Origin of the sequence: Mycolicibacterium psychrotolerans (assembly GCF_010729305.1) — a bacterium.
Taxonomy (GTDB): Bacteria; Actinomycetota; Actinomycetes; order Mycobacteriales; family Mycobacteriaceae; genus Mycobacterium; species Mycobacterium psychrotolerans.
Window position 1 is genome coordinate 5603331 of record NZ_AP022574.1, and the last position, 21365, is coordinate 5624695.

The window sequence follows — 21365 nt, forward strand, 5'->3', positions numbered from 1 at the left end:
GAACTGTCCGCATCGGGTGCGAGAGTGAGACCCATGAGCATCGATGTGGTGTCCGAATTGGCCGAGCAACTGGATCTGCACTGGCGGACCCAGCTGCGGCCCCGCCTGGACGGGCTCGGCGACGACGAGTACTTCTGGGAACCGGTGCCCGGCTGCTGGACCGTGCACCGCGACGGCGGTGTCGACTTCGATTTCCCGGCGCCGCAGCCCGAGCCGGTCACCACGATCGCCTGGCGGTTGGCCCACGTTATCGTCGGCGTGCTGGCGATGCGCTCGCACGCGCACTTCGGCGGACCGCCGGCCGATTACCAGAGCTGGTCCTACGCCACCGACGCCGCAACGGCGCTGGCTCAGCTCGACGACGCCTACCGGCGCTGGATCGACGGGGTGCGCAGCCTGGACACCGCGCGCCTCGCCGAGCCGGTCGGGCCCGCCGAGGGACCGTGGGCGCAGGCGCCGATGATCGCGCTCGTCCTTCACATCAACCGCGAAGTCATCCACCACGGAGCCGAGATCGCGCTGCTGCGCGATCTGTACACCCACACCCACCTGAAGGAGAGCTGACATGGCTGCCATGCCCCCACCCATCGCCGACGAACGAGCCGGTCTGCGCGAGTACCTCGCCGCGCAGCAGCATGCGTTCCACGCGATCGCGTTCGGGCTCACCGACGAGCAGGCTCGCGCCACCCCGTCAGTGAGCGCGTTGTCGATCGGCGGGCTGATCAAGCACGTCACCACCTGTCAGCGCGGCTGGATGGAACGCGTCGCCGCCGCACCGCAGGCCTGCGCGGACGACAGCCGGCCGATGGAAGAGCGGGCCGCCGACTGGGAGGACGAGTTCAGAATGCGCGAGGACGAGACGCTCGCCGACGTGCTGGCGGCGTTCGACGCCCAGAATGCCGAGACGATCCGGCTGGTCGAAACGGTCGATCTGGGCGCGGCGGTGCCCGTGCCGCAGAACGCGCCGTGGTTCCCCAAGGATGTGTCCGCGTGGTCGGTGCGGTGGGTGTTCTTCCACATGATCGAGGAGCTGGCGCGCCACGCCGGACAGGGCGACATCATCCGCGAGAGCATCGACGGCGCCACGCTGTACGAGCTGCTCGCCGGTGTCGAGGGCTGGCCGGAGACCGACTGGCTCAAGCCGTGGACGCCGGCGACGGCGTCGTGCTCACGCCGTAGTCAGCGCAGCACCAGCTGCAGCGCGTAGTCGACGACGACGTCGAGGTCGTCACCGAGGTGTCCGGCGAGCCACTGCTGGGCCAGCTCGGCCATCGCGCCGGTGTACATCGCGGCGCCGACCATGGCGGCGACGGGGTCGGTGCCGGGCTGTAGCCGCCAGCCCTCGGTGAGGACAGCCTCGCGCAGAAGGTCCTGGGTCGCGGCGCGGCGCGCTGTCAGCACCGGGTTCGCCCGCGCGTCGGTGAACAGGACGCGTCCGCGGCGGGGATCGGTGGAACTGAACTCCAGCACGGCGGTCATGCCTGCGCGGGTGCGCGCCCGCAGCGACTCTCCCGCCGACGTCATCGCGTCGCCCACCGCTTGGGCCAGTTCGCCGCTGACGCGGTCGTAGACCGCACCGAGCAGCTCGTCGAGGTCGGCGAAGCTCTCGTAGAAGTAGCGGGAGTTCAGTCCGCTCTCCCGGCACACCGAGCGCACCGCGAGCGCGGCCTCACCGCCGTCGCCGAAAAGGCGGTAGGCGGCGTCGACCAGCAGCTGGCGCCGCTCCGCGCGGCGGTCGGTGAGCGGGACGCCCGCCCACCGGGTGGGACTCGACACCCGGCCAGCCTAAGCCGCGCCGACCCGGTTCTGGTCACAACCGTCGCCAAACGGTATTCTGGCCACACCCGTGACCACATTGGAGGATGCGATGTTCCTACCGCACCAGCTCGTCGGCCAGATGCTCAACCAGCGGTTCGACCAGGACGTGCGGCGGCGCTTCTTCAAGGGCATGGAGTTCGCCGCGCCCGTCGGGGATCCCGGCTGGTTCGGCCCGGGCAGCGCGGTGTGGCACGTGCACTCCCACATGCACGCGCTGATCTTCGGCCTGCAGTGCGCGGCCTTCCTCGAGCGCCTCGATCCGTCGATCTACTGGATGGGCGTGCACCACTCCCGGCTGGTCCGCGACGACACACGCGACGACCCGATGCCGCAGATCGACCCGAGGGGTGCGCTGACCCGGCTCGGGCACTCGGTCGCGTTCTTCATCGGGACCGCCTACGGGTCGACCGAGACCGCCGAGCGGCTGGCCACCGCCGTGCGCTCGATGCACCACACCATCAAGGGCACCCGCCCCGACGGCGCGCGCTACGACGCCGACGATCCCGAATGGCTGCGGTGGAACTACGCGACCGTGGTGTGGGGTATCGCCACCGCGCACGAGCTCTATCATCCGAATCCGTTGCGCGGCAACAAGATCGATCGGTACTACGGCGAGTTCGTGCGTGTCGGGCACGCGCTGGGCGGCACCGACCTGCCTGCCACCAAGGCCGAGACGCTCGATTGCCTCAAGTCCTATCTGCCCAAGCTCGCCGTCACCTACGGCACCGCGATGGCCACCGGGCCGAATCTGCCCCTGCCGCAGGCCGCGCTGAACTGGGCCGTCCGCGACACCATGCCGTCGTGGGCGCAGGGGCTGATCCAGCACAGCAATCCGAACATCGTCGAGCGCACCGCCCGTCGCGCGCTGGTGTGGTCGATCATCAACGGCGTCCATCTCGCCTCGGGTGCGCCGCCGGAGTACGAGCAGGCGAAGGCGCGGGTCGCAGCAGGGACGACCGTGCCGCACACGCTGCCGACATACCGGCCCGGCACCGACCCGGTACGCACCCGCGAGGAACTCGAGGACGCCTTCGCCTGAGCCCCCGCGGCGCATGGGGCACTGTGACCCGATGCACACCTTTTTTCGCCGACCGGGGCTTTTTGGGACACTGCTGATATGAGCACCACGCGGAAAGCCGACAACAGCCAACATCGCGAGGTTGCCAGACTGGACCGGGTCCCGCTGCCGGTCGAGGCGGCCCGCGTCGGAGCCACCGGCTGGCAGCTCACCCGCACCGGCGCACGCGTCGTCGCGAAGCTGACCGGCCGCGGATCGCTGCAGCAGAAGATCGTCAAGCAGATCCCGCAGACCTTCGCCGATCTGGGCCCCACCTACGTGAAGTTCGGCCAGATCATCGCGTCGAGCCCGGGCGCCTTCGGGGAGCCGCTGAGCAGGGAGTTCCGCAGCCTCCTGGACCGGGTCCCGCCCGCGGACCCGAAGGAAGTCCACAAACTGTTCGTCGAGGACCTCGGCGACGACCCGGCCAACCTGTTCAAGACGTTCGACGAGACGCCTTTCGCGTCGGCGTCGATCGCGCAGGTGCACTACGCGACGCTGCACACCGGCGAGGAGGTGGTGGTGAAGATCCAGCGGCCCGGCATCCGCCGCCGGGTCGCCGCGGACCTTCAGATCCTCAAGCGCGGCGCCCGGCTGGTCGAGTTCGCCAAGCTCGGCCAGCGGCTGTCTGCGCAAGACGTTGTCGCCGACTTCGCCGACAACCTGGCCGAAGAAATGGATTTCCGGCTCGAGGCGCAGTCGATGGACGCGTGGGTGGCCCACATGCACGCCTCCCCGCTGGGTGCGAACATCCGGGTGCCCCAGGTGTACTGGGATCTGACCAGCGCGCGGGTGCTGACGATGGAACGCGTCCAGGGCACCCGCATCGACGATGTCGCCGCGATCCGCAAGAAGGGCTTCGACGGCACTGAGCTGGTCAAGGCGCTGCTGTTCAGTCTGTTCGAGGGCGGGCTGCGCCACGGCCTTTTCCACGGCGACCTGCACGCAGGCAACCTCTACGTCGACGACGACGGCAAGATCGTGTTCTTCGACTTCGGCATCATGGGTCGCATCGACCCCCGCACCCGCTGGCTGCTCCGCGAGCTGGTGTACGCGCTGCTGGTGAAGAAGGACCACGCCGCGGCCGGGAAGATCGTGGTGCTGATGGGCGCGGTCGGCACCGTCAAGCCGGAGGCGCAGGCCGCGAAGGATCTGGAGAAGTTCGCCACCCCGTTGACGATGACGTCGCTCGGGGATCTGAGCTACGCCGAGATCGGCAAGCAGCTCTCCGCGCTCGCCGAGGCCTACGACGTCAAGCTCCCCCGCGAGCTGGTGCTGATCGGCAAGCAGTTCCTCTACGTCGAGCGCTACATGAAGCTGCTCGCACCCACGTGGCAGATGATGAGCGACCCCGCGCTGACGGGCTACTTCGCCAACTTCATGGTGGAGGTATCTCGCGAACATTCTGAGGATCTGGACGCCTGATGCAGGTCCGCACCGGTACCGCGCCGTCGGGCGACATCGGCATCCACTACGAGGACATGGGTGATCCGAGCGACCCGGCCGTCATCCTGATCATGGGGCTGGGCGCGCAGATGATCTTTTGGCGCAACGGCTTCTGCGAGAAGCTGATCAACCAGGGCCTGCGGGTCATCCGCTTCGACAACCGCGACGTGGGACTGTCCGGCAAGCTACCCGGCCACCATTCCGGCGCCCCGCTGCTGCCCCGGATGGCGCGGTCGTTCGTCGGGCTGGCCAGCCCGGCGGCCTACACGCTCGAGGACATGGCCGACGACGCCGCGGCGCTGCTCGACCACCTCGACATCGACCGTGCGCACGTGGTCGGTGCGTCGATGGGCGGCATGATCGCCCAGGTGTTCGGGGCCCGCCACCACGCGCGCACCAAGAGCCTGGGCGTGATCTTCTCGAGCAACAACCAGGCGGCGCTGCCCCCACCCGGCCCGCAGCAGCTGCTCGCCGTCCTGGGCAAGCCCGCAGGCAGCGACCGCGACGCGATCGTCGACAACGCCGTCCGGGTGACCAAGATCATCGGCAGCCCGGGCTTTCCTCGCCCCGACGACGTGATCCGCGCCGAAGCCGTCGAGGGCTACGACCGGTCCTACTACCCGGCGGGCGTGGGCAGGCAGTTCGCGGCGATCCTCGGCAGCGGCAGCCTGCGCCGCTACAACCGGCAGACCACCGCGCCGACCGTGGTCATCCACGGCAAGGCCGACAAGCTGATGCGGCCTTCGGGCGGACGCGCCATCGCCCGCGCCATTCCCGGCGCGCGGCTGGTGCTGTTCGACGGCATGGGTCACGAACTGCCCGAACCGCTGTGGGACGACATCGTCGGCGAACTCGAGACGACCTTCACGCAGGCCGTGTGACCGGCGTCTCCGTCAATTCACAGTTTTCCGAAAAGACGTACCATGCGTGACGGGCACGCGTGACCGCCGTTTCAGGAGAACCTCTTCGGGCAGCGTCCCCAAGGAGCCACCCCATGGCCTCGACCAAAAAACAACTGAAGCCGCATTTCGACGACGTCCAGGCGCATTACGACCTGTCCGACGAGTTCTTCCGGCTGTTCCTGGATCCGTCGCAGATGTACAGCTGCGCGTACTTCGAGCGCGACGACATGACGCTCGAGGAGGCGCAGCGGGCCAAAGTCGACCTCGCGCTGGGCAAGCTGGGCCTCGAGCCGGGCATGACGCTGCTCGACGTCGGGTGCGGCTGGGGCTACACGATGATGCGGGCGATCGAGCGCTACGACGTCAACGTCATCGGGCTGACGCTGAGCGAGAACCAGAAGGCGCACGTCGAGCGGATCTTCGCCGAGTCGGACAGCCCGCGGACCAAGGAGGTGCGGCTCGAGGGATGGGAGAACTTCGACCAGCCCGTGGACCGCATCGTCTCGATCGGCGCCTTCGAACACTTCGGTAAGGACCGCTGGGACGACTTCTTCGCCACCGCCTACCGGGTGCTGCCCGACGACGGTGTGATGCTGCTGCACACCATCACGGCGCTGACGATCCCGCAGATGATCGAACGCGGCATCCCGCTGACGTTCTCGGTGGCGCGGTTCATCAAGTTCATCCTCACCGAGATCTTCCCCGGCGGGTACCTGCCGACCATCGAATTGGTCGGTGAGCACTCCGCCAAGGCCGGCTTCACGCTGACCCGCGAGCAGTCGCTGCAGCCCCACTACGCGCGCACGCTCGATCTCTGGTCGGCCGCGCTGCAGGAGCACAGGGACGAGGCGATCGCCGTGCAGTCCGAAGAGGTCTACGACCGATACATGCACTACCTGACCGGGTGCGCGGACTCGTTCCGCAAGGGATACACCGACGTCAACCAGTTCACCCTGGTCAAACAGCCCGCCTGAGCGGATTGGGTAGGGCGACCCGCCATTAGATAGGCTGGTCGCCCTAGAAGCGTGTTTGCAGCAAGGCAGGGCCGCGTTTCGGTACGGTCGTCGGAACCGCACCATCTCATGAAGCACACGAAGTAGAGGGACGTAGAGAGACATGTCTGACCAATCCACCGGCACGAAGGATCTGACACCTCATTTCGAGGACATTCAGGCTCACTACGACCTTTCGGACGACTTCTTCGGCGTGTTCCAGGATCCGACCCGCAAGTACAGCTGCGCCTTCTTCACCGGTCCTGAGGTCACACTCTCGGAAGCGCAGATCGCCAACGTCGACCAGCACCTCGACAGGCTCGATCTCAAGCCGGGCATGACCCTGCTCGAGGTCGGCTGCGGTTGGGGTCTGACGCTGCAGCGTGCGATGGAGAAGTACGACGTCAACGTCATCGGGCTGACGCTGTCGAAGAATCAGAAGGCCTATTGCGACCAGCTGCTCGGCAAGCTGGACACCAAGCGCACCTTCGACGTCCGGCTCGAGGGCTGGGAGCAGTTCCACTCCCCCGTCGACCGCATCGTCTCCATCGAGGCGTTCGAGCACTTCGGCAAGGACCGCTGGGACGACTTCTTCAAGACCTGTTACGAGATCCTGCCCGAGGACGGCCGGATGACCGTGCAGAGCAGCGTCGGCTATCACCCCTACGATCTGGCCGAGCGCGGCAAGAAGCTGACGTTCGAGCTGGCCCGGTTCGTGAAGTTCATGATCACCGAGATCTTCCCGGGTGGCCGGGTTCCGACCACCCAGATGATGGTCGAGCACGGCGAGAAGGCCGGCTTCGTGGTGCCCGAGACGCTGTCGCTGCGCAACCACTACATCAAGACCCTCGGCATCTGGGCGAGCCGGCTGGAGCAGCACAAGGACGAGGCGATCGCGGCCACCGACGAGGAGAACTACAACCGGTACATGAAGTACCTGACCGGTTGCCAGTACTACTTCATCGACGAGTCCATCGACGTCAGCCTGGTCACCTACCTCAAGTCCGGTGCCGCTGCCTGATCCACACGCGAAAACCCCCCGGAGCCTCGGCCCCGGGGGGTTTTTGTTAGCTGTGCTGCGTCGAGCGCACGCGCCGCCGAACGTGCCCGACATGGGCGTGGAGGGAATTTTCGTCGTTGCCCGCGCCGAGCGCGGTCTCTGGTGCTACGTTGCTGCGCGGGGGTGCTTCTCGGCCACCACTTCGGGGTTCACTGGGGGATGCGACCCCCGAAGTCCGGCCCGCGCACCTGGGCCCCCGTTCGTGGGGGGCGGCGGCTCGGTCAGGTCGGACGGTTGCGGCGGCCGAGAAGCACTCCTGGGAGGCCTACTCCTCCGCGCTCATGGTCGGATCCGGCTGGCGCCTACTCCTCCGTGCCGATGGTCGGATCCGGCTGGCGCCTACTCCTCCGTGCCGATGGTCGGATCCGGCTGGCGCCTACTCCTCCGCGAAGTTCCGGGTGACCGCCGGGTCGACCGGGATGCCCGGTCCGGTGGTCGTCGAGACGACGACCTTCTTCAGGTAGCGGCCCTTCGACGACGACGGCTTGGCGCGCAGGATCTCGTCGAGCGCGGCGCCGTAGTTCTCCACCAGCGACTTCTCGTCGAACGACGCCTTGCCGATGATGAAGTGCAGGTTGGCCTGCTTGTCGACGCGGAAGTTGATCTTGCCGCCCTTGATGTCCGCCACGGCCTTGGTGACGTCCGGGGTCACGGTGCCGGTCTTGGGGTTCGGCATCAGGCCGCGGGGGCCGAGGATCCGGGCGATGCGGCCGACCTTGGCCATCTGGTCGGGCGTGGCGATGGCGGCGTCGAAGTCGAGGAACCCGCCCTGGATCTTCTCGATCAGGTCGTCGCTGCCGACGACGTCAGCGCCGGCGGCCAGGGCCTGCTCGGCCTTGTCACCCACGGCGAACACCGCGACGCGGGCGGTCTTGCCGGTGCCGTGCGGCAGGTTCACGGTGCCGCGGACCATCTGGTCGGCCTTGCGCGGGTCGACGCCCAGCCGGATCGCGACCTCGACGGTGGCGTCCTGCTTCTTCGACGACGTCTCCTTGGCCAGCTTCGCGGCTTCCAGCGGCGTGTACAGCCGGGTCTTGTCGACCTTCTCGGCGGCTTCCTTGTACGTCTTGCTGTTCTTGCTCATTGGTGTCTCCTTGATTCAGAGGTTGTGGTTGGCGAGCCGATGCCAGCTCTCCCACGGACTACTTCGTTGATCCTGCACTCAGGGCGGTCCGCAGTGCGATTTCGCCGCCCTCACCGCAGTCTCGACGAGAGGACTACTCGACCGTGATTCCCATGGACCGGGCGGTGCCGGCGATGATCTTGGCGGCCTGATCGATGTCGTTGGCGTTCAGGTCTTCCTTCTTGGTCTCGGCGATCTCGCGCACCTGATCCCAGGTCACCTTGGCGACCTTGGTCTTGTGCGGCTCACCGGAACCCTTCGGCACACCGGCGGCCTTGAGCAGCAGCTTCGCGGCAGGCGGCGTCTTCAGGGCGAACGTGAAGGTGCGGTCTTCGTAGACCGTGATCTCCACGGGGATGACGTTGCCGCGCTGCGACTCGGTCGCCGCGTTGTAGGCCTTGCAGAACTCCATGATGTTCACGCCGTGCTGGCCGAGCGCGGGACCGACCGGCGGGGCGGGGTTGGCCTGCCCGGCCTGGATCTGCAGCTTGATCAGCCCGGCGACCTTCTTCTTCGGGGGCATGGTTGGGTGCGTTCCTTCTTCTTTCTCGTGGGCTTCCTCGCGGCCGAGGGGCCCTGCTTAAATCTTGGCGACCTGGTTGAAGGTCAGTTCGACGGGCGTCTCGCGGCCGAAGATCGACACGAGCACCTTGAGCTTCTGCTGCTCGGCGTTGACCTCGCTGATCGAGGCCGGCAGCGTCGCGAACGGGCCGTCCATCACGGTGACGGACTCGCCGACCTCGAAGTCGACCAGGATCTCGGGGCGCTCCATCGACGCCTCGGAGGACGCCGCGGCGCCCGCCGTGCTCTTGGCGGGCTTCTTCGCGGCAGCGGGCGGCAGCAGGAACTTCACCACGTCGTCGAGCGACAGCGGCGAGGGTCGCGAGGTCGCACCGACGAAGCCGGTCACCCCGGGGGTGTTGCGCACCGCGCCCCACGACTCGTCGTTGAGCTCCATGCGGACCAGGATGTAGCCGGGCAGCACCTTGCGGTTGACCTGCTTGCGCTGGCCGTTCTTGATCTCGGTGACCTCTTCGGTGGGCACCTCGACCTGGAAGATGTAGTCGCCGACGTCCAGGTTCTGCACGCGGGTCTCGAGGTTGGCCTTCACCTTGTTCTCGTAGCCGGCATAGGAGTGGATGACGTACCAGTCACCCGGCTTGAGGCGCAGCTCCTTCTTGAGCGCGACGGCCGGGTCTTCTTCCTCGTCGGGCTCCGGCGCCGGTGCGTCGGCTGGCTCTGCGGCGTCGTCGGACTCCGCGGCCTCGTCGGTGATCTCCAGCGGCGCATCCTCGACCGCTTCGGCCGGGGTGCTCTCGTCGAGGTGCTCGGCAGCCTCGTCAGCGATCACGACCGCCGGATCAGCCGCCTCGGCGCGCGCCTCGGACACGCTCGCGGCAGTGTCGCCGTCGAAGCTAGTCACGTGTCAGTCCTCTCTCAAATGTCATTGCGTGGCGTCGGCCGACCTCGGGTCAGCCGAACACCAGCGTCACGAGCTTGGCCAGGCCCAGGTCGACCCCGCCGATCAGCGCCACCATGAACACCAGGAACACGAGCACGACCGTGGTGTAGCTGACCATCTGCTTGCGGTTCGGCCAGATGACCTTGCGCAGCTCGGCGACGACTTCCTTCAGGTAATTGAAGATGAAGACGAACGGGTTGCGTGACGGTCCGTCCTTGGGCTTCTTGGCGGTCTTCTTCTTCGCCTTCGGACCCTTGCCGTCGTCCTTGCCGCCGGAGCTGTCGGTCTCGGGCGTCGTGTCGGTGTCCTCGGTATCGACCTCGGCCACCGCCCCACGCCGCGACCGCTTGCCGGTGGGTCGCAGCGGGCGTGTCACGACCGCGGTCTGCGCGCGCGCGTCACCGCCGTCGGTCTCCGCGCCGCTGTCGGTGCCTGCGGAGCTGGCACCGTCGCGCTCGTCGCTCACCGCGTGCTCCCTCGTGATCGTCCGGTGTGGTGGGTCACTGTCCAGTATCCAGAACCGGCCAGTGTGCCCACGTGTCGAGTATTCAGTTGAGCAGGGGCGACAGGACTTGAACCTGCAACCTGCGGTTTTGGAGACCGCTGCTCTGCCAGTTGAGCTACGCCCCTAGGAGGGTTCCCTGCAGGGCCCACACAATTCGCGCGCTCCCCGTTCGGTGACACAAGCCCGACGGACAGCGCGCTCAACTGGGAAAACCCCGAGGTCCGAGTGTAGCGTGCCGCGGGTCGGAGTTACTAATCCGTTCCCGCCGGCGCCGGCACCTGCTCGTCGGCGTCGTCGGCGCCTTCGTGGACGACCGGCTTGCGCATCACCTGTCCCGTCTCGGGATCCCATCCGGCCGAGATCGAGTTCTCGCCGCTGTGGCCCATCAGCGTCGTGAACGACTCCATGACCAGCTCGCCGTGCTGATCGATCAGGGTGTTGCGGGTGGTGACGATGTCCGCGCCGAAGCGTTCGTCGACGCTCTCGACGTACAGCGTTCCCTCGAGTTCGTCGCCCGCCTTGATCGGCCGGTAGAAGTGGAACCTCTGATCCACCTGAACGATCTGCAGGGTCTCGAAGCCGAGGTCGTTGTGTTGGAAGAAGTGCCGTTGGATCATCACCGCGAAGATCGACATGAACGTCGGGGGCGCGATCAGCGCCTCGTGGCCCGCCGCCCGCGCCGCCTCCAGGCTGTGGCTCGTCGCGTCGTTCGCCTTCACGGCGTTGGCATACTGGCGGATCTGCTCGTGACCCACGACGTACGGCTCGGGGTACTTCCAGACCATGCCTCTGATGTCGATTTTGAGTGCCATGACGTGGTCGCCTATGCCAGCTTGGCCGTCGCCACGGCCCTGCCGAAGATCTTCTTGCCGCCTGCGGTGGCGCTCAGCGCCAGGGTCACCGACTTCGTTTCGGGGTCAACGGATTTCACGCGTCCGTTGAACACGATCTCGGCGCCCTTGCCGTCGTTGGGCACCGGCACCACGGCGGTGAAGCGAACGTTGTACTCGGTGACGGCGGCCGGATCGCCCACCCAGGAGGTGACGTAGCCGCCACCGAGACCCATGGTCAGCATCCCGTGCGCGATCGCGGTGTCCAGGCCGACCTGCTTGGCGATGTCGTCGTCCCAGTGGATCGGGTTGAGGTCACCGGAGACTCCGGCGTAGTTGACCAGGTCCGCCCGGGTCAACGTGATGACCTTCTCGGGCAGTTGATCGCCGACCGTGACCGAACTGAACTCACGCAGTGCCATGGGAAAAGCCACTCTCTCCGTCTTCTTCACTACGCCCCGCAAGGGTGGTGTAGGACTCCTGTACGACCTCGCCGTTGCTGTTACTGACGATGTTCTTGGTGACGATGATGTCGGTGCCGTGGGCCGTGCGGACCGATTCGACCCACACGTCACAGTGCAGCGTGTCGCCGGCCTTGATGGGACGGACGAACTTGAGCGCCTGGTCGACCTGGACGATCTTCGCGTCCGTGATGCCGATGTTGGCGGCGGCGAACATCGCCGACTGCGCCTGATAGCCGAACACCGAGATGAAGGTCAGGGGCGCCAGCAGCGCGTCGTAGCCGAGATCGGCGGCGGCCTCCTCGTCGAAGAAGGCCGGGTCGTCGTTCTTGACGGCGGTCGCGTATTCGCGGATCTTCTCGCGTCCGACGACGTAATGGTCGGGATGGCGGTAGTGCAACCCGACGTACTCGTCCAAGAAAGACACGACTTATGAACCTACCTGGTCAGGCGCGGCGCGGCGCGCATCGACGGCGCCCGGCCCGATCGTGCCGCCTAGCGCGACTCTTTGTGGGCCTGGTGCTTACCGCAGTTCGGGCAGAACTTCTTGATCTCGAGGCGATCGGGATCGTTGCGGCGGTTCTTCTTGGTGATGTAGTTGCGGTGCTTGCACACCTCGCACGCCAAGGTGATCTTGGGCCGTACGTCGGTACTGGAGGCCACGGCAGTCGTCTCTTTCTTCTACGTCTCGTTAGTTCTTGTAGCGGTGGGGGGGCTCGATCCCCCGACCTCACGATTATGAGTCGTGCGCTCTAACCAGCTGAGCTACACCGCCCCGCGGACCGTGCAGCGGTCCACCGAGCCCCCTAACGGAATCGAACCGTTGACCTTTTCCTTACCATGGAAACGCTCTACCGACTGAGCTAAGGGGGCCTGTCTCGCGTACTCGGCGCATCGCCAAGCGACGAGCCTTAAAGAGGGTACATTCTCACCGATTGCGGCGCCAAACCGCTGGTCACTGTCGGCGCTCGACCGGCCGGTCCAGCTGACCGCCTACGCTGACCGGCATGGCCGACTCCGACCGCCTCTACTTCAAACAGCTGCTCTCCGGGCGCGATTTCGCCGCCGACGACATGATCGCCCAGCAGATGCGCAACTTCGCGTACCTGATCGGTGACCGGGAGACCGGCGACGCCGTCGTCGTGGATCCGGCCTACGCCGCGCAGGATCTGGTGGAGGTGCTGGAGAACGACGGCATGACCCTGTCGGGGGTGCTGGTCACCCACCATCATCCCGATCACGTGGGCGGTTCGATGATGGGTTTCGCGCTCAAGGGGCTCGCCGAATTGCTGGAACGGGTCAGCGTGCCCGTGCACGTCAACGTCGAGGAGGCCGAGTGGGTCTCTCGCGTCACCGGCATCGCGCCCAGCGAGCTGACCTCGCATCGGCACGGTGACACGGTCAGCGTCGGCGACATCGACATCGAACTGCTGCACACCCCCGGCCACACCCCGGGCAGCCAGTGCTTCCTGCTCGACGACCGACTGGTCGCCGGGGACACCCTGTTCCTCGACGGATGCGGGCGGACCGACTTCCCTGGCGGCAATGTGGACGACATGTTCCGCAGCCTGCAGGCGCTCGCTCAGCTGCCCGGCGATCCGACGGTGTTCCCGGGGCACTGGTACTCGACGCAGCCCAGCGCACCGCTGGCCGAGGTGCGCCGCACCAACTATGTCTACCGCGCCAGCAACCTCGACCAGTGGCGCACACTGATGGGCGCCTGACACATACGTCAATTGTGCGGAATCCGCGCTTTACTTAGCTGATCTGAGCGAATACCGAAGCCTTCGGCGAAATGATCGCCGCATTCCGAAGACAGCAAGCCCCCATCCTGGCAAACTCCTAAGACAGCGCTCACCGCTTGATCGCGTCGGGGGGTCCTCGTGAAGAACATCGCGCTGTGCTTCGACCAGTCCGGCAATCGGGGCAACGCTGCGGCGCTCGGTGAACTGCTCTCCCGCTCCGACCGACAGATCGTCTGGTCGCCGATCGGCACCACGGACAGCCGGCGCCCGGTGCGCAGCCTGCGGCGGCGGCGGGCCCGTGAGGTCGATGTGGCTCGTGCCCACGTGGTCGGGGCTTACGAGTTCCTCGCCGATCGGTGGGAGCCCGGCGACCGAGTGTTCGTATTCGGGGCGGGCCGCGGCGGGAACTGCGCGCGGGCCGTCACTCGACTGCTGGGCACCGTCGGCGTCCTGCCCGGCACCGGCGATGCTCCGGCGCCCGAACTGCGGGACTACGTGCTCGCCACCTACGCGCTGCCCCGGACCGCACGCGAGCCGGCCGACTGGCAGCGCGTGGGCCGACTCGCCGCCGCTCTGAGCGGACGTGCCGACGCGTCGGTCGGGGTCGACTACCTCGGGCTGTGGGACACCATCGGCGTGCCGGGCCTGCCGCGTCGGAACGGCCCCGACCCGCTCTCCCGGGTCCGCGCGGCGCGGCATGCGCTGGCGATCGACGCGCGGATGGCTCCTGTCCTGCTCGGCCACACCGGCCCCGAGGTGGAGGAGGTGTGGTTTCGCGGTGCGCACTGCGACATCACCCGCGGCAGGCACGCCTGCGCCCCGCTGTCGGACATCGCGCTGGACTGGGTGCTCGACGGCGCGATCACCGCGGGTATCCAGCTGGCCGCGACGGCCCGCCACCAGACACCGGCTCCCTGCGCCGTCGACGCGCTGGCCGGCAACAGCCACCCGGTCTCGCTGCGCCGCATTCCCGCCGGCGCCGCGGTGCACGCGAGCGTGGACTGCTACCTGCGGGCGCACCCCTCGTACTGGCGACGGCTTCCCGGCCGCATCGAGTGGGCCGATCCGGACTGGGTGGCGCGCGGCGAACGTCTGACGACTGCCCCGTCGCCGATCGAGACGTCCGCCGCGCAACCCGAACTGGCCTCGGCGTCGTAGCGCAACGCTACTTCCAGCCGGATCCGATCCCGCACTCCCAGAGCCCGAGTTTCGGAACCCCGTTGCCGTCATGGCGTTTCGGCTTGCTCGTCCGACGGGTGTGCCGCTCGGACCCTAGATCGTCTGCCGGCCGCCTTCTGGTGACGCGCATGGTGTCCTCCTTCGTCTGGAGCGCGGCGACCCCTCGTTTCGCCGCGCTGACAAGAACGCTAGGGACGCGCACGGTCGGCGTCGTGCGTAGTCGGCTACCTGTGTTGCGCGCCGCCGCCGCAATCCCGCCGAGGTAGTTTCCCGGGTCGCTTCGCTCCTGCCCGCCGGTGCCTTTCCCGGGTCGCTTCGCTCCTGCCCGCCGGTGCCTTTCCCGGGTCGCTTCGCTCCTGCCCGCCGGTGCCTTTCCCGGGTCGCTTCGCTCCTGCCCGCCGGTGCTAGGTTCGATCCGCCCGACCCACCGGCCCCAGGAGGCACCATGACCAGCACCGTCTCTTACGACCTCGTCGACTCCGTCGCCACCATCACCCTGGACGACGGCAAGGTCAACGTGCTGGGTCCGGCGATGCAGGCCGAAATCAACGAGGCGCTGGACCGGGCCGAGGCCGACAAGGCGAAGGCCGTCGTGCTGGCCGGCAACGCGCGCGTGTTCAGCGGCGGGTTCGACCTCGCGGTGTTCCAGTCCGGTGACGCCGCCGCGGCGCACGACATGCTCGCGGGCGGGTTCAGGCTCTCGGTGCGGACGCTGACGTTCCCGGTCCCGGTGATCATCGCGGCCACCGGACCGGCGATCGCGATGGGATCCTTCCTGCTGCTGTCCGCGGATCACCGCGTCGGAACGCCGAAGTCGCGCTGCCAGGCCATCGAGGTGGCCATCGGCATGACCATCCCCATCTCGGCGATCGAGATCATGCGGATGCGGCTGACCCCGGCGGCATTCGAGCGGGGCACCGCGCTGGCCGCGACCTTCGTCGGTGACGAGGCCATCGCCGGCGGCTGGCTCGACGAGATCGTCGAGGCCGACCAGGTCCTCGCCCGTGCCCAGCAGGTGGCGGCGGAGGCGGCGACGACGCTGCACGCCGGAGCGCATCTCGCGACCAAACTCAAGGCCCGCAAGCCCGCCCTGGACGCCATCCAGGCCGGAATCGACGGGCTGGCAACTGAATTCAGCCTGGGGTAACCACGTGACCCAGGTGCGAGGCCGAATCTGGCGACACGGCGAGCCCCAGGACGACTTCGTGTTCTCTGCGATCTCCGACTACCTGGCCACCGAGGGCAGCCTGGTGTGGTGTGACATCTACGATCCCGACCACGCCATCCTCTCCGACCTCGCCGAGGAACTGCATCTCAACGCGTGGGCCGTCGAAGACGCGCTCGCCGACGCGGAACGCACCAAGGCCGTCGTCTACCGCACCCACACGTTCTTCACCGTGTACGGCGTCACGATGAGCGGGGCGTCCGGCACCGCACCCGCCGACAGCCCGACGTCTCTGCTCGAGGTGCACAGGATTTCGGGTTTCGTGCTGCCGCGCGGGTTGATCACCGTCCGGCTGTCACCGCATTTCGACATCGACGAGGTGTCGCGCCGGTTCGACGAGCTCGGCGGTCAGGAGTACGGGGTGGGCGCGTTGGTCCACGGTCTGCTCGATGTGGTGGTCGACGGGCACTTCACCGCGGTGCAGGCGCTCGACGACGCGATCGAGAGCCTCGAAGACGATCTGTTCGCCGAGGAGACGCCGCGCAAAGGTCTGCAGCGCAAGACTTTTCAGCTGCGCAAAGATCTGGTGGCGCTGCGCCGGGTGGTGCTGCCGATGCGCGAGGTGGTCTCGGCGATCCAGCATCGCAGGCTCGACGCGAAGACAGCGCCGGAGCTGGACCCCGTCTACGCCGACCTGTACGACCACGTGCTGCGCGTCTCCGAGTGGACGGAGTCGCTGCGAGACATGGTCACCACGGTCTTCGAGACGAACCTGTCCCTGCAGGACGCGCGGTTGAACACCGTGATGAAGAAGCTGACCGGCTGGGCGGCCATCATCGCGGTGCCGACGGCGATCACCGGGTTCTACGGCCAGAACGTGGACTATCCCGGCATCGAGACCGTGGCAGGGTTTCTCACCAGCTCGGCGATCATCGTGGTGTTGGTGCTCGTCCTGTACGTGATGTTCAAGCGGCGGGACTGGCTGTAGCGTCCAGGGTTCCCAGGATGGTGCCGGCGCAGGAGTACGTCGCGGTGAACCCGTTGCGCCGCTCGGACACCACGCACGAGTCCCAGCCGGATCCCCAACCGCGGTACTTCAGCGTGAAAGCGCCGATGGTGCAGGAGAATCCGGGCACCCGGTCCCACGAAGCCGGATAGCCGGCGGCGGTCAGTCCCGCGACCAGACCCTGCTGCGCGGCGTCGCGCCAGTGTTCGGCGGCCACCGAGCGACCGGCGACGACGTTGTGCGCGAGCGTGATGTCGCCCGCGGCGAAGACGTTCTGCACCGAGGTGTGCATGTGTTCGTCCACGACGACACGGCCCTCACGGGTATCGAGCCCCGCCTCGACGGCCAGCCGCACGTCGGGACGGACACCGGTCGCGGCGACCACGAGCTCGCCCTCGACCTCCTCACCGGATGCGAGGGTCACCCCACCGTCCCCGACCGCCGCGGCGGGGGCCGACCCGACGAAGCGCACCCCGGCATCGGAGAGCATCTTCACCACGCGCTCGCCGACGTCGACGCCGAAGCGACGCGCCAGCGGCACCGTCTCGGGCGCGACCATCGTGGTGTCGACGCCGCACTCGGCCAGACAGGCCGCCGCCTCGCAGCCGATCAACCCGGCCCCGATCACCACCGCCGAGGGCGCGTGCCGCGCCGCCATCCGCAGCGCGACCGCGTCGGCGAACGAGCGCAGCGGCAGCGCCCGCTCCGCACCGGGCACTGTCAGCGGCACCGCGCGGGAACCGGAGGCCAGCACCAGGTGCCAGTACGGGTAGCGCATCCCGCCGGCGGTGACCACCTCCTGCGCCGCGAGGTCGATGCGGTCGACGGTGACGCCCAGGATCAGGTCGATGTCGTTGCGGTCGAACCAGCCCGCGCTGTGCAGGTCCAGATCAGCAGGCCGGCCGCACAGATACTGTTTGCTCAACGGCGGCTTGGCATAGGGCAGCGCCGGGTCGGCGGACAGGATGCGCACCGGGATGTGCCGGTGTCGTGCGCGGAACGTCTCGGCCGCGCTGACCCCCGCAGGACCACTGCCGATGGCGAGGAATCCCGGTGCCACCATGGGTCGTGGGTACCACGGGCGGGAGCACCCCAACCGCGGCCGGAGCAAACGGGTCAGGGTTTGGTCAGATCCGTTGAGCGCGACCGTCGGAGTGTGCGAGCATCGGCGCATGGAGCCAACCGGGGACCCTGAGGCCCGCATCCGCGACCTCGAACGTCCGCTCGCCGAGCAGGCCGGCGCCACCGAGATGGGCGCGACCGCGCCGATTCCGCCTCCTCCCTACGGTGCGCCCTACGGCATGCCGCCGACCGACCCCTACCAGGCCGCGTCCTCTTCGCAGTACGGCTCGCCCTACTACGCCCCGCCGCAGCAGGTCGTGCACAAACGCGGGCAGCCCGCGCTGTGGCTGATCCCGCTCGTCGTCGGCGTCGCCGTCGTCGCGGGCATCGTTGGTGTCGTCCTGTATTTCGTCGTCGGCAACTCCTCGACCACCGGGGTGTCCGGCGGGGGCGGTTCCGTCGCCGTGCCCACGATGCCGTCGATGCCTACCCTTCCGTCGATGCCCGCCCTTCCCTCGATGCCGTCGATTCCCGGCGTCGGCCCCACCGACGAGGTGCTCACCGTCGAGTCGGGTGGCTCGCTGTCGATCGGCGGCGTCGAAAGGAAGCAGACGGTGATCTGCAACCAGGGCACCGTGAGCATCAGCGGAATGAACAACACCATCGAGGTGCAGGGCTCCTGCGCGGCGGTGACGGTGTCGGGCATGGACAACACCGTCACGGTGGAATCGGCAGGCACCATCGGCGCGTCGGGCTTCGACAACAAGGTGACCTACCGCAGCGGGGAACCGCAGACCTCCCAGTCGGGCACGGGCAACGTCATCGAGCGCGGCTGAATCCAGCGCGACCGGTTCAGTCCGCGCGCGACAGAGCCGCGCGTGGACACTCCGCGATGGCCTGCTCGCCGAGTGCCTCCTGGTCGGCGGGCACCGGGTCGGCACTGACCACGGCGTAATCGTCGTCGTCGAGCGAGAAGATTTTCGGCGCGATCCGCACGCAGACGGCATTGCCCTCGCAGCGATCACGGTCGACTACCACCCGCATGGCTCCTCCTTGACGGCAGTTCGGACGGATCGGTGCAACCGGCCCGGGTCGTGAGCACCGGTGAGGCGCCGGTTCATGGCGGTGGCGATCCTGCCGGCTTGGATCTTGGCGTGTTCGGCGACAGGACCCTGGTACATCTGGTCGACGGTAGCGGTCCACAGGGCGAGCCAGCGCGTGAAATGCAGGGCGGACAAAGGTGTGCAGTCGTTGATGCGTCGATGGACCGTCAGCGCGTTGCGCCGGTACAGCCCGGCCCGGAACAGCACGGTCTCCCAGAAGTCGCACATGACGGGAAGGTGTTGTTCGAGGCCGCGGGAAGCGAGTTCGGCGAACGGCGGGGCGAGAACCTCGTCGCGGAAGGCTTCGTTGTAGAAGCGGCGCAGCAGCACTTCGATGTCCGTACGGGTGCCCAGATCACGAAGACCTGCGGCGGGCGCCCCGGAGTCAGCTGTGCAGTTCACCCGGGCACCGCGATGCGCTCGGTCTGAGAATGCCGCCGCGCGCTCGCCCAGGTGGCAGAGGGCAGCGTCCCGTTGCGCAGGGCCTTGCCGACGTTCGCCAGCACCCGGTGCAGGACGGCAGCGTGGGCGTCGCCGTTGTTCCGCAGATGAGCCAAACCGTGGTGGGTCAGATAGGCGCCGACGCGACGCTCGATCGGCCAGTTGGCGTAGGCGAGGCCGGTGAACTCGGATCCGAGGAAGCCCCAAGCGATCGCGTCGAGGTCGGACTCCGACAGCCCGCGCGGGCTTGCCTGATCGCTCTCCACCCTGGTGACCACCCGCAGTGGAACGGACTTCATTGTTCTCTCCTCATGCGCTGTTCGTTGTTCAGGCGCCTGCCAGCGCTGCGGCACCGCTGATGACCAAGGCGGCGATCTTCACCAGTTCCAAACCGACGTAGCTGTAGTGGACCCTCGACCGGCGGGTCGGCTGGCCGGCCTCGTGCGCAGCGGCGGGCCCGGCGAGAACCAAGTCGGAGCGCCGCGTCAGGCGCGGCCGCACCACCAGCAGTTGCGCGGCCAACACCACCACGACCACCGACACTGCGGCGATGACCGTCGGCGACGGCGGGTCTGCCACGAGGACGATCAGCAGGACCACGGCCAGGACGGCCTCGATGGTGTTCAGCGCGCGGAACACCAACCGCCCGATGCCCAACCCGATCTGCAGGGACACCCCGGGGGCGCGGAACTTCAGCGGCGCCTCGATGAACGAAATGCCGATCACCATGCCCAGCCACGTGAAGCAGACCGCGACGGCGACGGCGTGCGCGGTGCTCATGACGCGCTCCCGGCCGAGACCAGATGCGCAACACAGAGGTCCGGCTCGGCGAACGGAGTGAGGGCGTCGACGGTGATGGGTGCGTCCCACGCTTCCAGTGCGCCCTGCATGATTCCCAGGTGGATCGGGCAGATCACGTCTCTGCGAGTGTCGACCAGTTCGAGGAACGGACAGTTGCGCAGCCGAATCTCATCGGACTTCGTTGGCGCGGAGCCGTTTTCGGGGGCGAATCCCAGTTGGTCGAGCAGCCCGGTGAGGCGGTCGACGGCCTGACGGCGGCTGCGCGTGCGGGCGTGTCCTGCGACTCGCTCGGCGCTGGCGCGCCCTGCCGCCATGGCCCGCGCCGACGGCCGCGGCTGACGGGCGAGGGCGTCGGCGAGAATACCTGCCAGCATCTGGTAATCGCGGGGCCCCGCCGGATCCATGCCCGCGACCGCTCGAAACATCAGAGGCGGGCGTCCGGGCTTCGAGCGACCGACCTCGACCGCCTCGACCTGCCCGGCTTCCGACAGCGCATCGAGGTGGAAGCGCACGGTATTGGGGTGTATCCCCAATACGCCGGCGATCGCCGTGATACTCAGCGGGCCGTCGGCAGCCCGCAGCACCTTCAGCACCTCTGCGCGCCGCCCGGTCACGACTGCTCCCGGCCCTTCACGTCCACACACGGCTCTGCGATCACGTACGTCATGGCGCCGAGTTTACACAACTTTGATCTGTGAAAACTAGACCTTTCGACGATTTTCTCCAACACACGATTGGTTAAAGTGGTGAGGCACGCCTGCTCGTGACCGAGCATGCACCGAGGGAAGGATGATCATGCACAAGCTCTCCCTGGACGCCGTCGCTCGTGAACACCTCGAGAAGGCCGCCACGGCATCCACCGGTCGCAGCGCCGGCACCGTCTACGGCGGTCACGAACAGAAGCTGCGCCAGACGGTTCTCGGCCTGACCGCGGGCACATCGCTGGCCGAGCACGAGAACCCCGGCGAATCAACTCTTTTCGTGCTGAACGGCCGGGTGCGCCTCCATGCGGGCGACGACGCATGGGAGGGCCGCGCCGGCGACCTGCTGATCATCCCCCCGCAGCGGCACAGTCTCGAAGCCCTCGAGGACAGCGCCGTGTTGCTCACCGTCGCGAAGTAACGCTTTCCCTGGCTCGGAGCCTCGCCTCGCCGACCGCGCCCTTCGCGCAGTGGGCCGTGGGATAGGCCCTGATCACCGAGGGCAA

The 21365-nt window shown here is 67.7% G+C and carries 28 protein-coding genes and 3 tRNA genes; 13 read left to right on the forward strand and 18 right to left on the reverse strand.

Going from position 1 to position 21365, the window contains the following annotated elements; translation table 11 throughout:
* Positions 1-33 precede the first annotated feature (33 nt).
* Both G6N45_RS26995 and G6N45_RS27000 read left to right on the forward strand, forming a co-directional pair.
* Positions 34-564, forward strand: a complete 531-nt coding sequence (locus tag G6N45_RS26995) for a DinB family protein (protein ID WP_057151182.1) — start codon at positions 34-36, stop codon at positions 562-564.
* A gap of 1 nt (position 565) precedes the next feature.
* Positions 566-1207 (forward strand): DinB family protein, encoded by a 642-nt coding sequence (locus G6N45_RS27000; protein WP_163727218.1) that lies wholly within the window; start codon positions 566-568, stop codon positions 1205-1207.
* On the opposite strand, the gene G6N45_RS27005 is transcribed toward G6N45_RS27000, so the two are convergent.
* Positions 1180-1776, reverse strand: coding sequence for a TetR/AcrR family transcriptional regulator (locus G6N45_RS27005; RefSeq protein WP_163727221.1), 597 nt, complete (start codon positions 1774-1776; stop codon positions 1180-1182). The genes G6N45_RS27000 and G6N45_RS27005 overlap by 28 nt on opposite strands.
* Before the next feature lie 91 nt (positions 1777-1867).
* Between G6N45_RS27005 and G6N45_RS27010 the strand changes: the two genes are divergently transcribed.
* From G6N45_RS27010 to G6N45_RS27030, 5 genes are all read left to right on the forward strand, one after another.
* Positions 1868-2857: an oxygenase MpaB family protein gene (locus tag G6N45_RS27010; protein ID WP_163729156.1), complete on the forward strand. Its 990-nt coding sequence runs from the start codon at positions 1868-1870 to the stop codon at positions 2855-2857.
* A gap of 78 nt (positions 2858-2935) precedes the next feature.
* Positions 2936-4300, forward strand: coding sequence for an ABC1 kinase family protein (locus G6N45_RS27015; RefSeq protein WP_163727224.1), 1365 nt, complete (start codon positions 2936-2938; stop codon positions 4298-4300).
* The gene (locus G6N45_RS27020; protein ID WP_163727227.1) at positions 4300-5202 is read left to right on the forward strand and encodes an alpha/beta fold hydrolase; all 903 of its coding nucleotides are present in this window, start codon (positions 4300-4302) and stop codon (positions 5200-5202) included. Before G6N45_RS27015 ends, G6N45_RS27020 begins: the two co-directional genes overlap by 1 nt.
* A 113-nt stretch (positions 5203-5315) precedes the next feature.
* Positions 5316-6197 (forward strand): cyclopropane mycolic acid synthase family methyltransferase, encoded by an 882-nt coding sequence (locus G6N45_RS27025; RefSeq protein WP_057151187.1) that lies wholly within the window; start codon positions 5316-5318, stop codon positions 6195-6197.
* Between the two features lie 142 nt (positions 6198-6339).
* Positions 6340-7236 (forward strand): cyclopropane mycolic acid synthase family methyltransferase, encoded by an 897-nt coding sequence (locus G6N45_RS27030; protein ID WP_163727230.1) that lies wholly within the window; start codon positions 6340-6342, stop codon positions 7234-7236.
* Positions 7237-7651: 415 nt separating this feature from the next.
* Here the strand turns inward: G6N45_RS27030 and rplA are convergent, their stop codons facing one another.
* The 11 genes from rplA to G6N45_RS27085 all read right to left on the reverse strand — a co-directional run bounded on the left by rplA (position 7652) and on the right by G6N45_RS27085 (position 12529).
* On the reverse strand, positions 7652-8359 hold the full coding sequence (gene rplA / locus G6N45_RS27035; protein ID WP_057151194.1) for a 50S ribosomal protein L1: 708 nt from the start codon (positions 8357-8359) through the stop codon (positions 7652-7654).
* A 133-nt stretch (positions 8360-8492) separates the two neighbouring features.
* A complete protein-coding gene (gene rplK / locus G6N45_RS27040) occupies positions 8493-8921 on the reverse strand; it encodes a 50S ribosomal protein L11 (protein WP_163727234.1) in 429 nt (142 codons plus the stop codon).
* 57 nt (positions 8922-8978) lie between these two features.
* Positions 8979-9821 (reverse strand): transcription termination/antitermination protein NusG, encoded by an 843-nt coding sequence (gene nusG, locus G6N45_RS27045; protein ID WP_163727238.1) that lies wholly within the window; start codon positions 9819-9821, stop codon positions 8979-8981.
* Between the two features lie 49 nt (positions 9822-9870).
* Positions 9871-10326, reverse strand: a complete 456-nt coding sequence (gene secE, locus G6N45_RS27050; protein WP_163727241.1) for a preprotein translocase subunit SecE — start codon at positions 10324-10326, stop codon at positions 9871-9873.
* 91 nt (positions 10327-10417) lie between these two features.
* Positions 10418-10490, reverse strand: a tRNA-Trp gene (locus G6N45_RS27055).
* A 126-nt stretch (positions 10491-10616) separates the two neighbouring features.
* Positions 10617-11177, reverse strand: coding sequence for a (3R)-hydroxyacyl-ACP dehydratase subunit HadC (gene hadC / locus G6N45_RS27060; RefSeq protein ID WP_163727243.1), 561 nt, complete (start codon positions 11175-11177; stop codon positions 10617-10619).
* Between the two features lie 11 nt (positions 11178-11188).
* Complete coding sequence (gene hadB, locus G6N45_RS27065) at positions 11189-11617, reverse strand: (3R)-hydroxyacyl-ACP dehydratase subunit HadB (RefSeq protein ID WP_057151198.1); 429 nt, start codon at positions 11615-11617, stop codon at positions 11189-11191.
* The gene (gene hadA, locus G6N45_RS27070) at positions 11604-12083 is read right to left on the reverse strand and encodes a (3R)-hydroxyacyl-ACP dehydratase subunit HadA (protein WP_057151199.1); all 480 of its coding nucleotides are present in this window, start codon (positions 12081-12083) and stop codon (positions 11604-11606) included. The genes hadB and hadA overlap by 14 nt, the downstream gene beginning before the upstream one ends.
* A 68-nt stretch (positions 12084-12151) precedes the next feature.
* On the reverse strand, positions 12152-12319 hold the full coding sequence (gene rpmG, locus G6N45_RS27075; RefSeq protein WP_003929651.1) for a 50S ribosomal protein L33: 168 nt from the start codon (positions 12317-12319) through the stop codon (positions 12152-12154).
* 38 nt (positions 12320-12357) lie between these two features.
* Positions 12358-12431 (reverse strand) — tRNA-Met (locus tag G6N45_RS27080).
* A gap of 25 nt (positions 12432-12456) precedes the next feature.
* Positions 12457-12529: transfer RNA gene (locus G6N45_RS27085), tRNA-Thr, on the reverse strand.
* Between the two features lie 134 nt (positions 12530-12663).
* Here G6N45_RS27085 and G6N45_RS27090 point away from each other — a divergent pair.
* The 4 genes from G6N45_RS27090 (at position 12664) to G6N45_RS27105 (ending at position 16733) form a co-directional block, all read left to right on the forward strand.
* The gene (locus tag G6N45_RS27090) at positions 12664-13380 is read left to right on the forward strand and encodes an MBL fold metallo-hydrolase (RefSeq protein WP_163727246.1); all 717 of its coding nucleotides are present in this window, start codon (positions 12664-12666) and stop codon (positions 13378-13380) included.
* A gap of 159 nt (positions 13381-13539) precedes the next feature.
* Positions 13540-14559, forward strand: a complete 1020-nt coding sequence (locus G6N45_RS27095; protein WP_163727249.1) for a phospholipase effector Tle1 domain-containing protein — start codon at positions 13540-13542, stop codon at positions 14557-14559.
* 466 nt (positions 14560-15025) lie between these two features.
* Positions 15026-15727, forward strand: coding sequence for a crotonase/enoyl-CoA hydratase family protein (locus G6N45_RS27100; RefSeq protein WP_163727252.1), 702 nt, complete (start codon positions 15026-15028; stop codon positions 15725-15727).
* Between the two features lie 4 nt (positions 15728-15731).
* Entirely contained in the window at positions 15732-16733 is a 1002-nt protein-coding gene (locus G6N45_RS27105; RefSeq protein ID WP_163727255.1) for a magnesium transporter CorA family protein, read from the forward strand.
* On the opposite strand, the gene G6N45_RS27110 is transcribed toward G6N45_RS27105, so the two are convergent.
* Positions 16711-17814, reverse strand: coding sequence for an NAD(P)/FAD-dependent oxidoreductase (locus G6N45_RS27110; protein WP_163727258.1), 1104 nt, complete (start codon positions 17812-17814; stop codon positions 16711-16713). The genes G6N45_RS27105 and G6N45_RS27110 overlap by 23 nt on opposite strands.
* A 109-nt stretch (positions 17815-17923) precedes the next feature.
* On the opposite strand from G6N45_RS27110, the gene G6N45_RS27115 reads away from it, so the two are divergent.
* Positions 17924-18649: a DUF3060 domain-containing protein gene (locus tag G6N45_RS27115; RefSeq protein WP_163727262.1), complete on the forward strand. Its 726-nt coding sequence runs from the start codon at positions 17924-17926 to the stop codon at positions 18647-18649.
* A 16-nt stretch (positions 18650-18665) separates the two neighbouring features.
* Here G6N45_RS27115 and G6N45_RS27120 read toward each other — a convergent pair whose 3' ends face one another.
* From G6N45_RS27120 to G6N45_RS27140, 5 genes are read right to left on the reverse strand one after another with little or no spacing between them, the layout of a single operon-like run.
* On the reverse strand, positions 18666-18857 hold the full coding sequence (locus tag G6N45_RS27120; protein ID WP_057151206.1) for a ferredoxin: 192 nt from the start codon (positions 18855-18857) through the stop codon (positions 18666-18668).
* On the reverse strand, positions 18845-19318 hold the full coding sequence (locus G6N45_RS27125; protein ID WP_246228808.1) for a group III truncated hemoglobin: 474 nt from the start codon (positions 19316-19318) through the stop codon (positions 18845-18847). The genes G6N45_RS27120 and G6N45_RS27125 overlap by 13 nt, the downstream gene beginning before the upstream one ends.
* Positions 19315-19656 (reverse strand): hypothetical protein, encoded by a 342-nt coding sequence (locus tag G6N45_RS27130; protein ID WP_163727265.1) that lies wholly within the window; start codon positions 19654-19656, stop codon positions 19315-19317. The genes G6N45_RS27125 and G6N45_RS27130 overlap by 4 nt, the downstream gene beginning before the upstream one ends.
* A gap of 28 nt (positions 19657-19684) precedes the next feature.
* Positions 19685-20137: a hypothetical protein gene (locus G6N45_RS27135; RefSeq protein ID WP_163727268.1), complete on the reverse strand. Its 453-nt coding sequence runs from the start codon at positions 20135-20137 to the stop codon at positions 19685-19687.
* Positions 20134-20772 carry a helix-turn-helix transcriptional regulator gene (locus tag G6N45_RS27140; RefSeq protein ID WP_163727271.1) on the reverse strand — a complete coding sequence of 213 codons (639 nt, stop codon included), beginning with the start codon at positions 20770-20772 and terminating at the stop codon, positions 20134-20136. The genes G6N45_RS27135 and G6N45_RS27140 overlap by 4 nt, the downstream gene beginning before the upstream one ends.
* Positions 20773-20953: 181 nt before the next feature.
* On the opposite strand from G6N45_RS27140, the gene G6N45_RS27145 reads away from it, so the two are divergent.
* Positions 20954-21280, forward strand: a complete 327-nt coding sequence (locus tag G6N45_RS27145; protein ID WP_163727274.1) for a cupin domain-containing protein — start codon at positions 20954-20956, stop codon at positions 21278-21280.
* Positions 21281-21365: the final 85 nt, after the last annotated feature.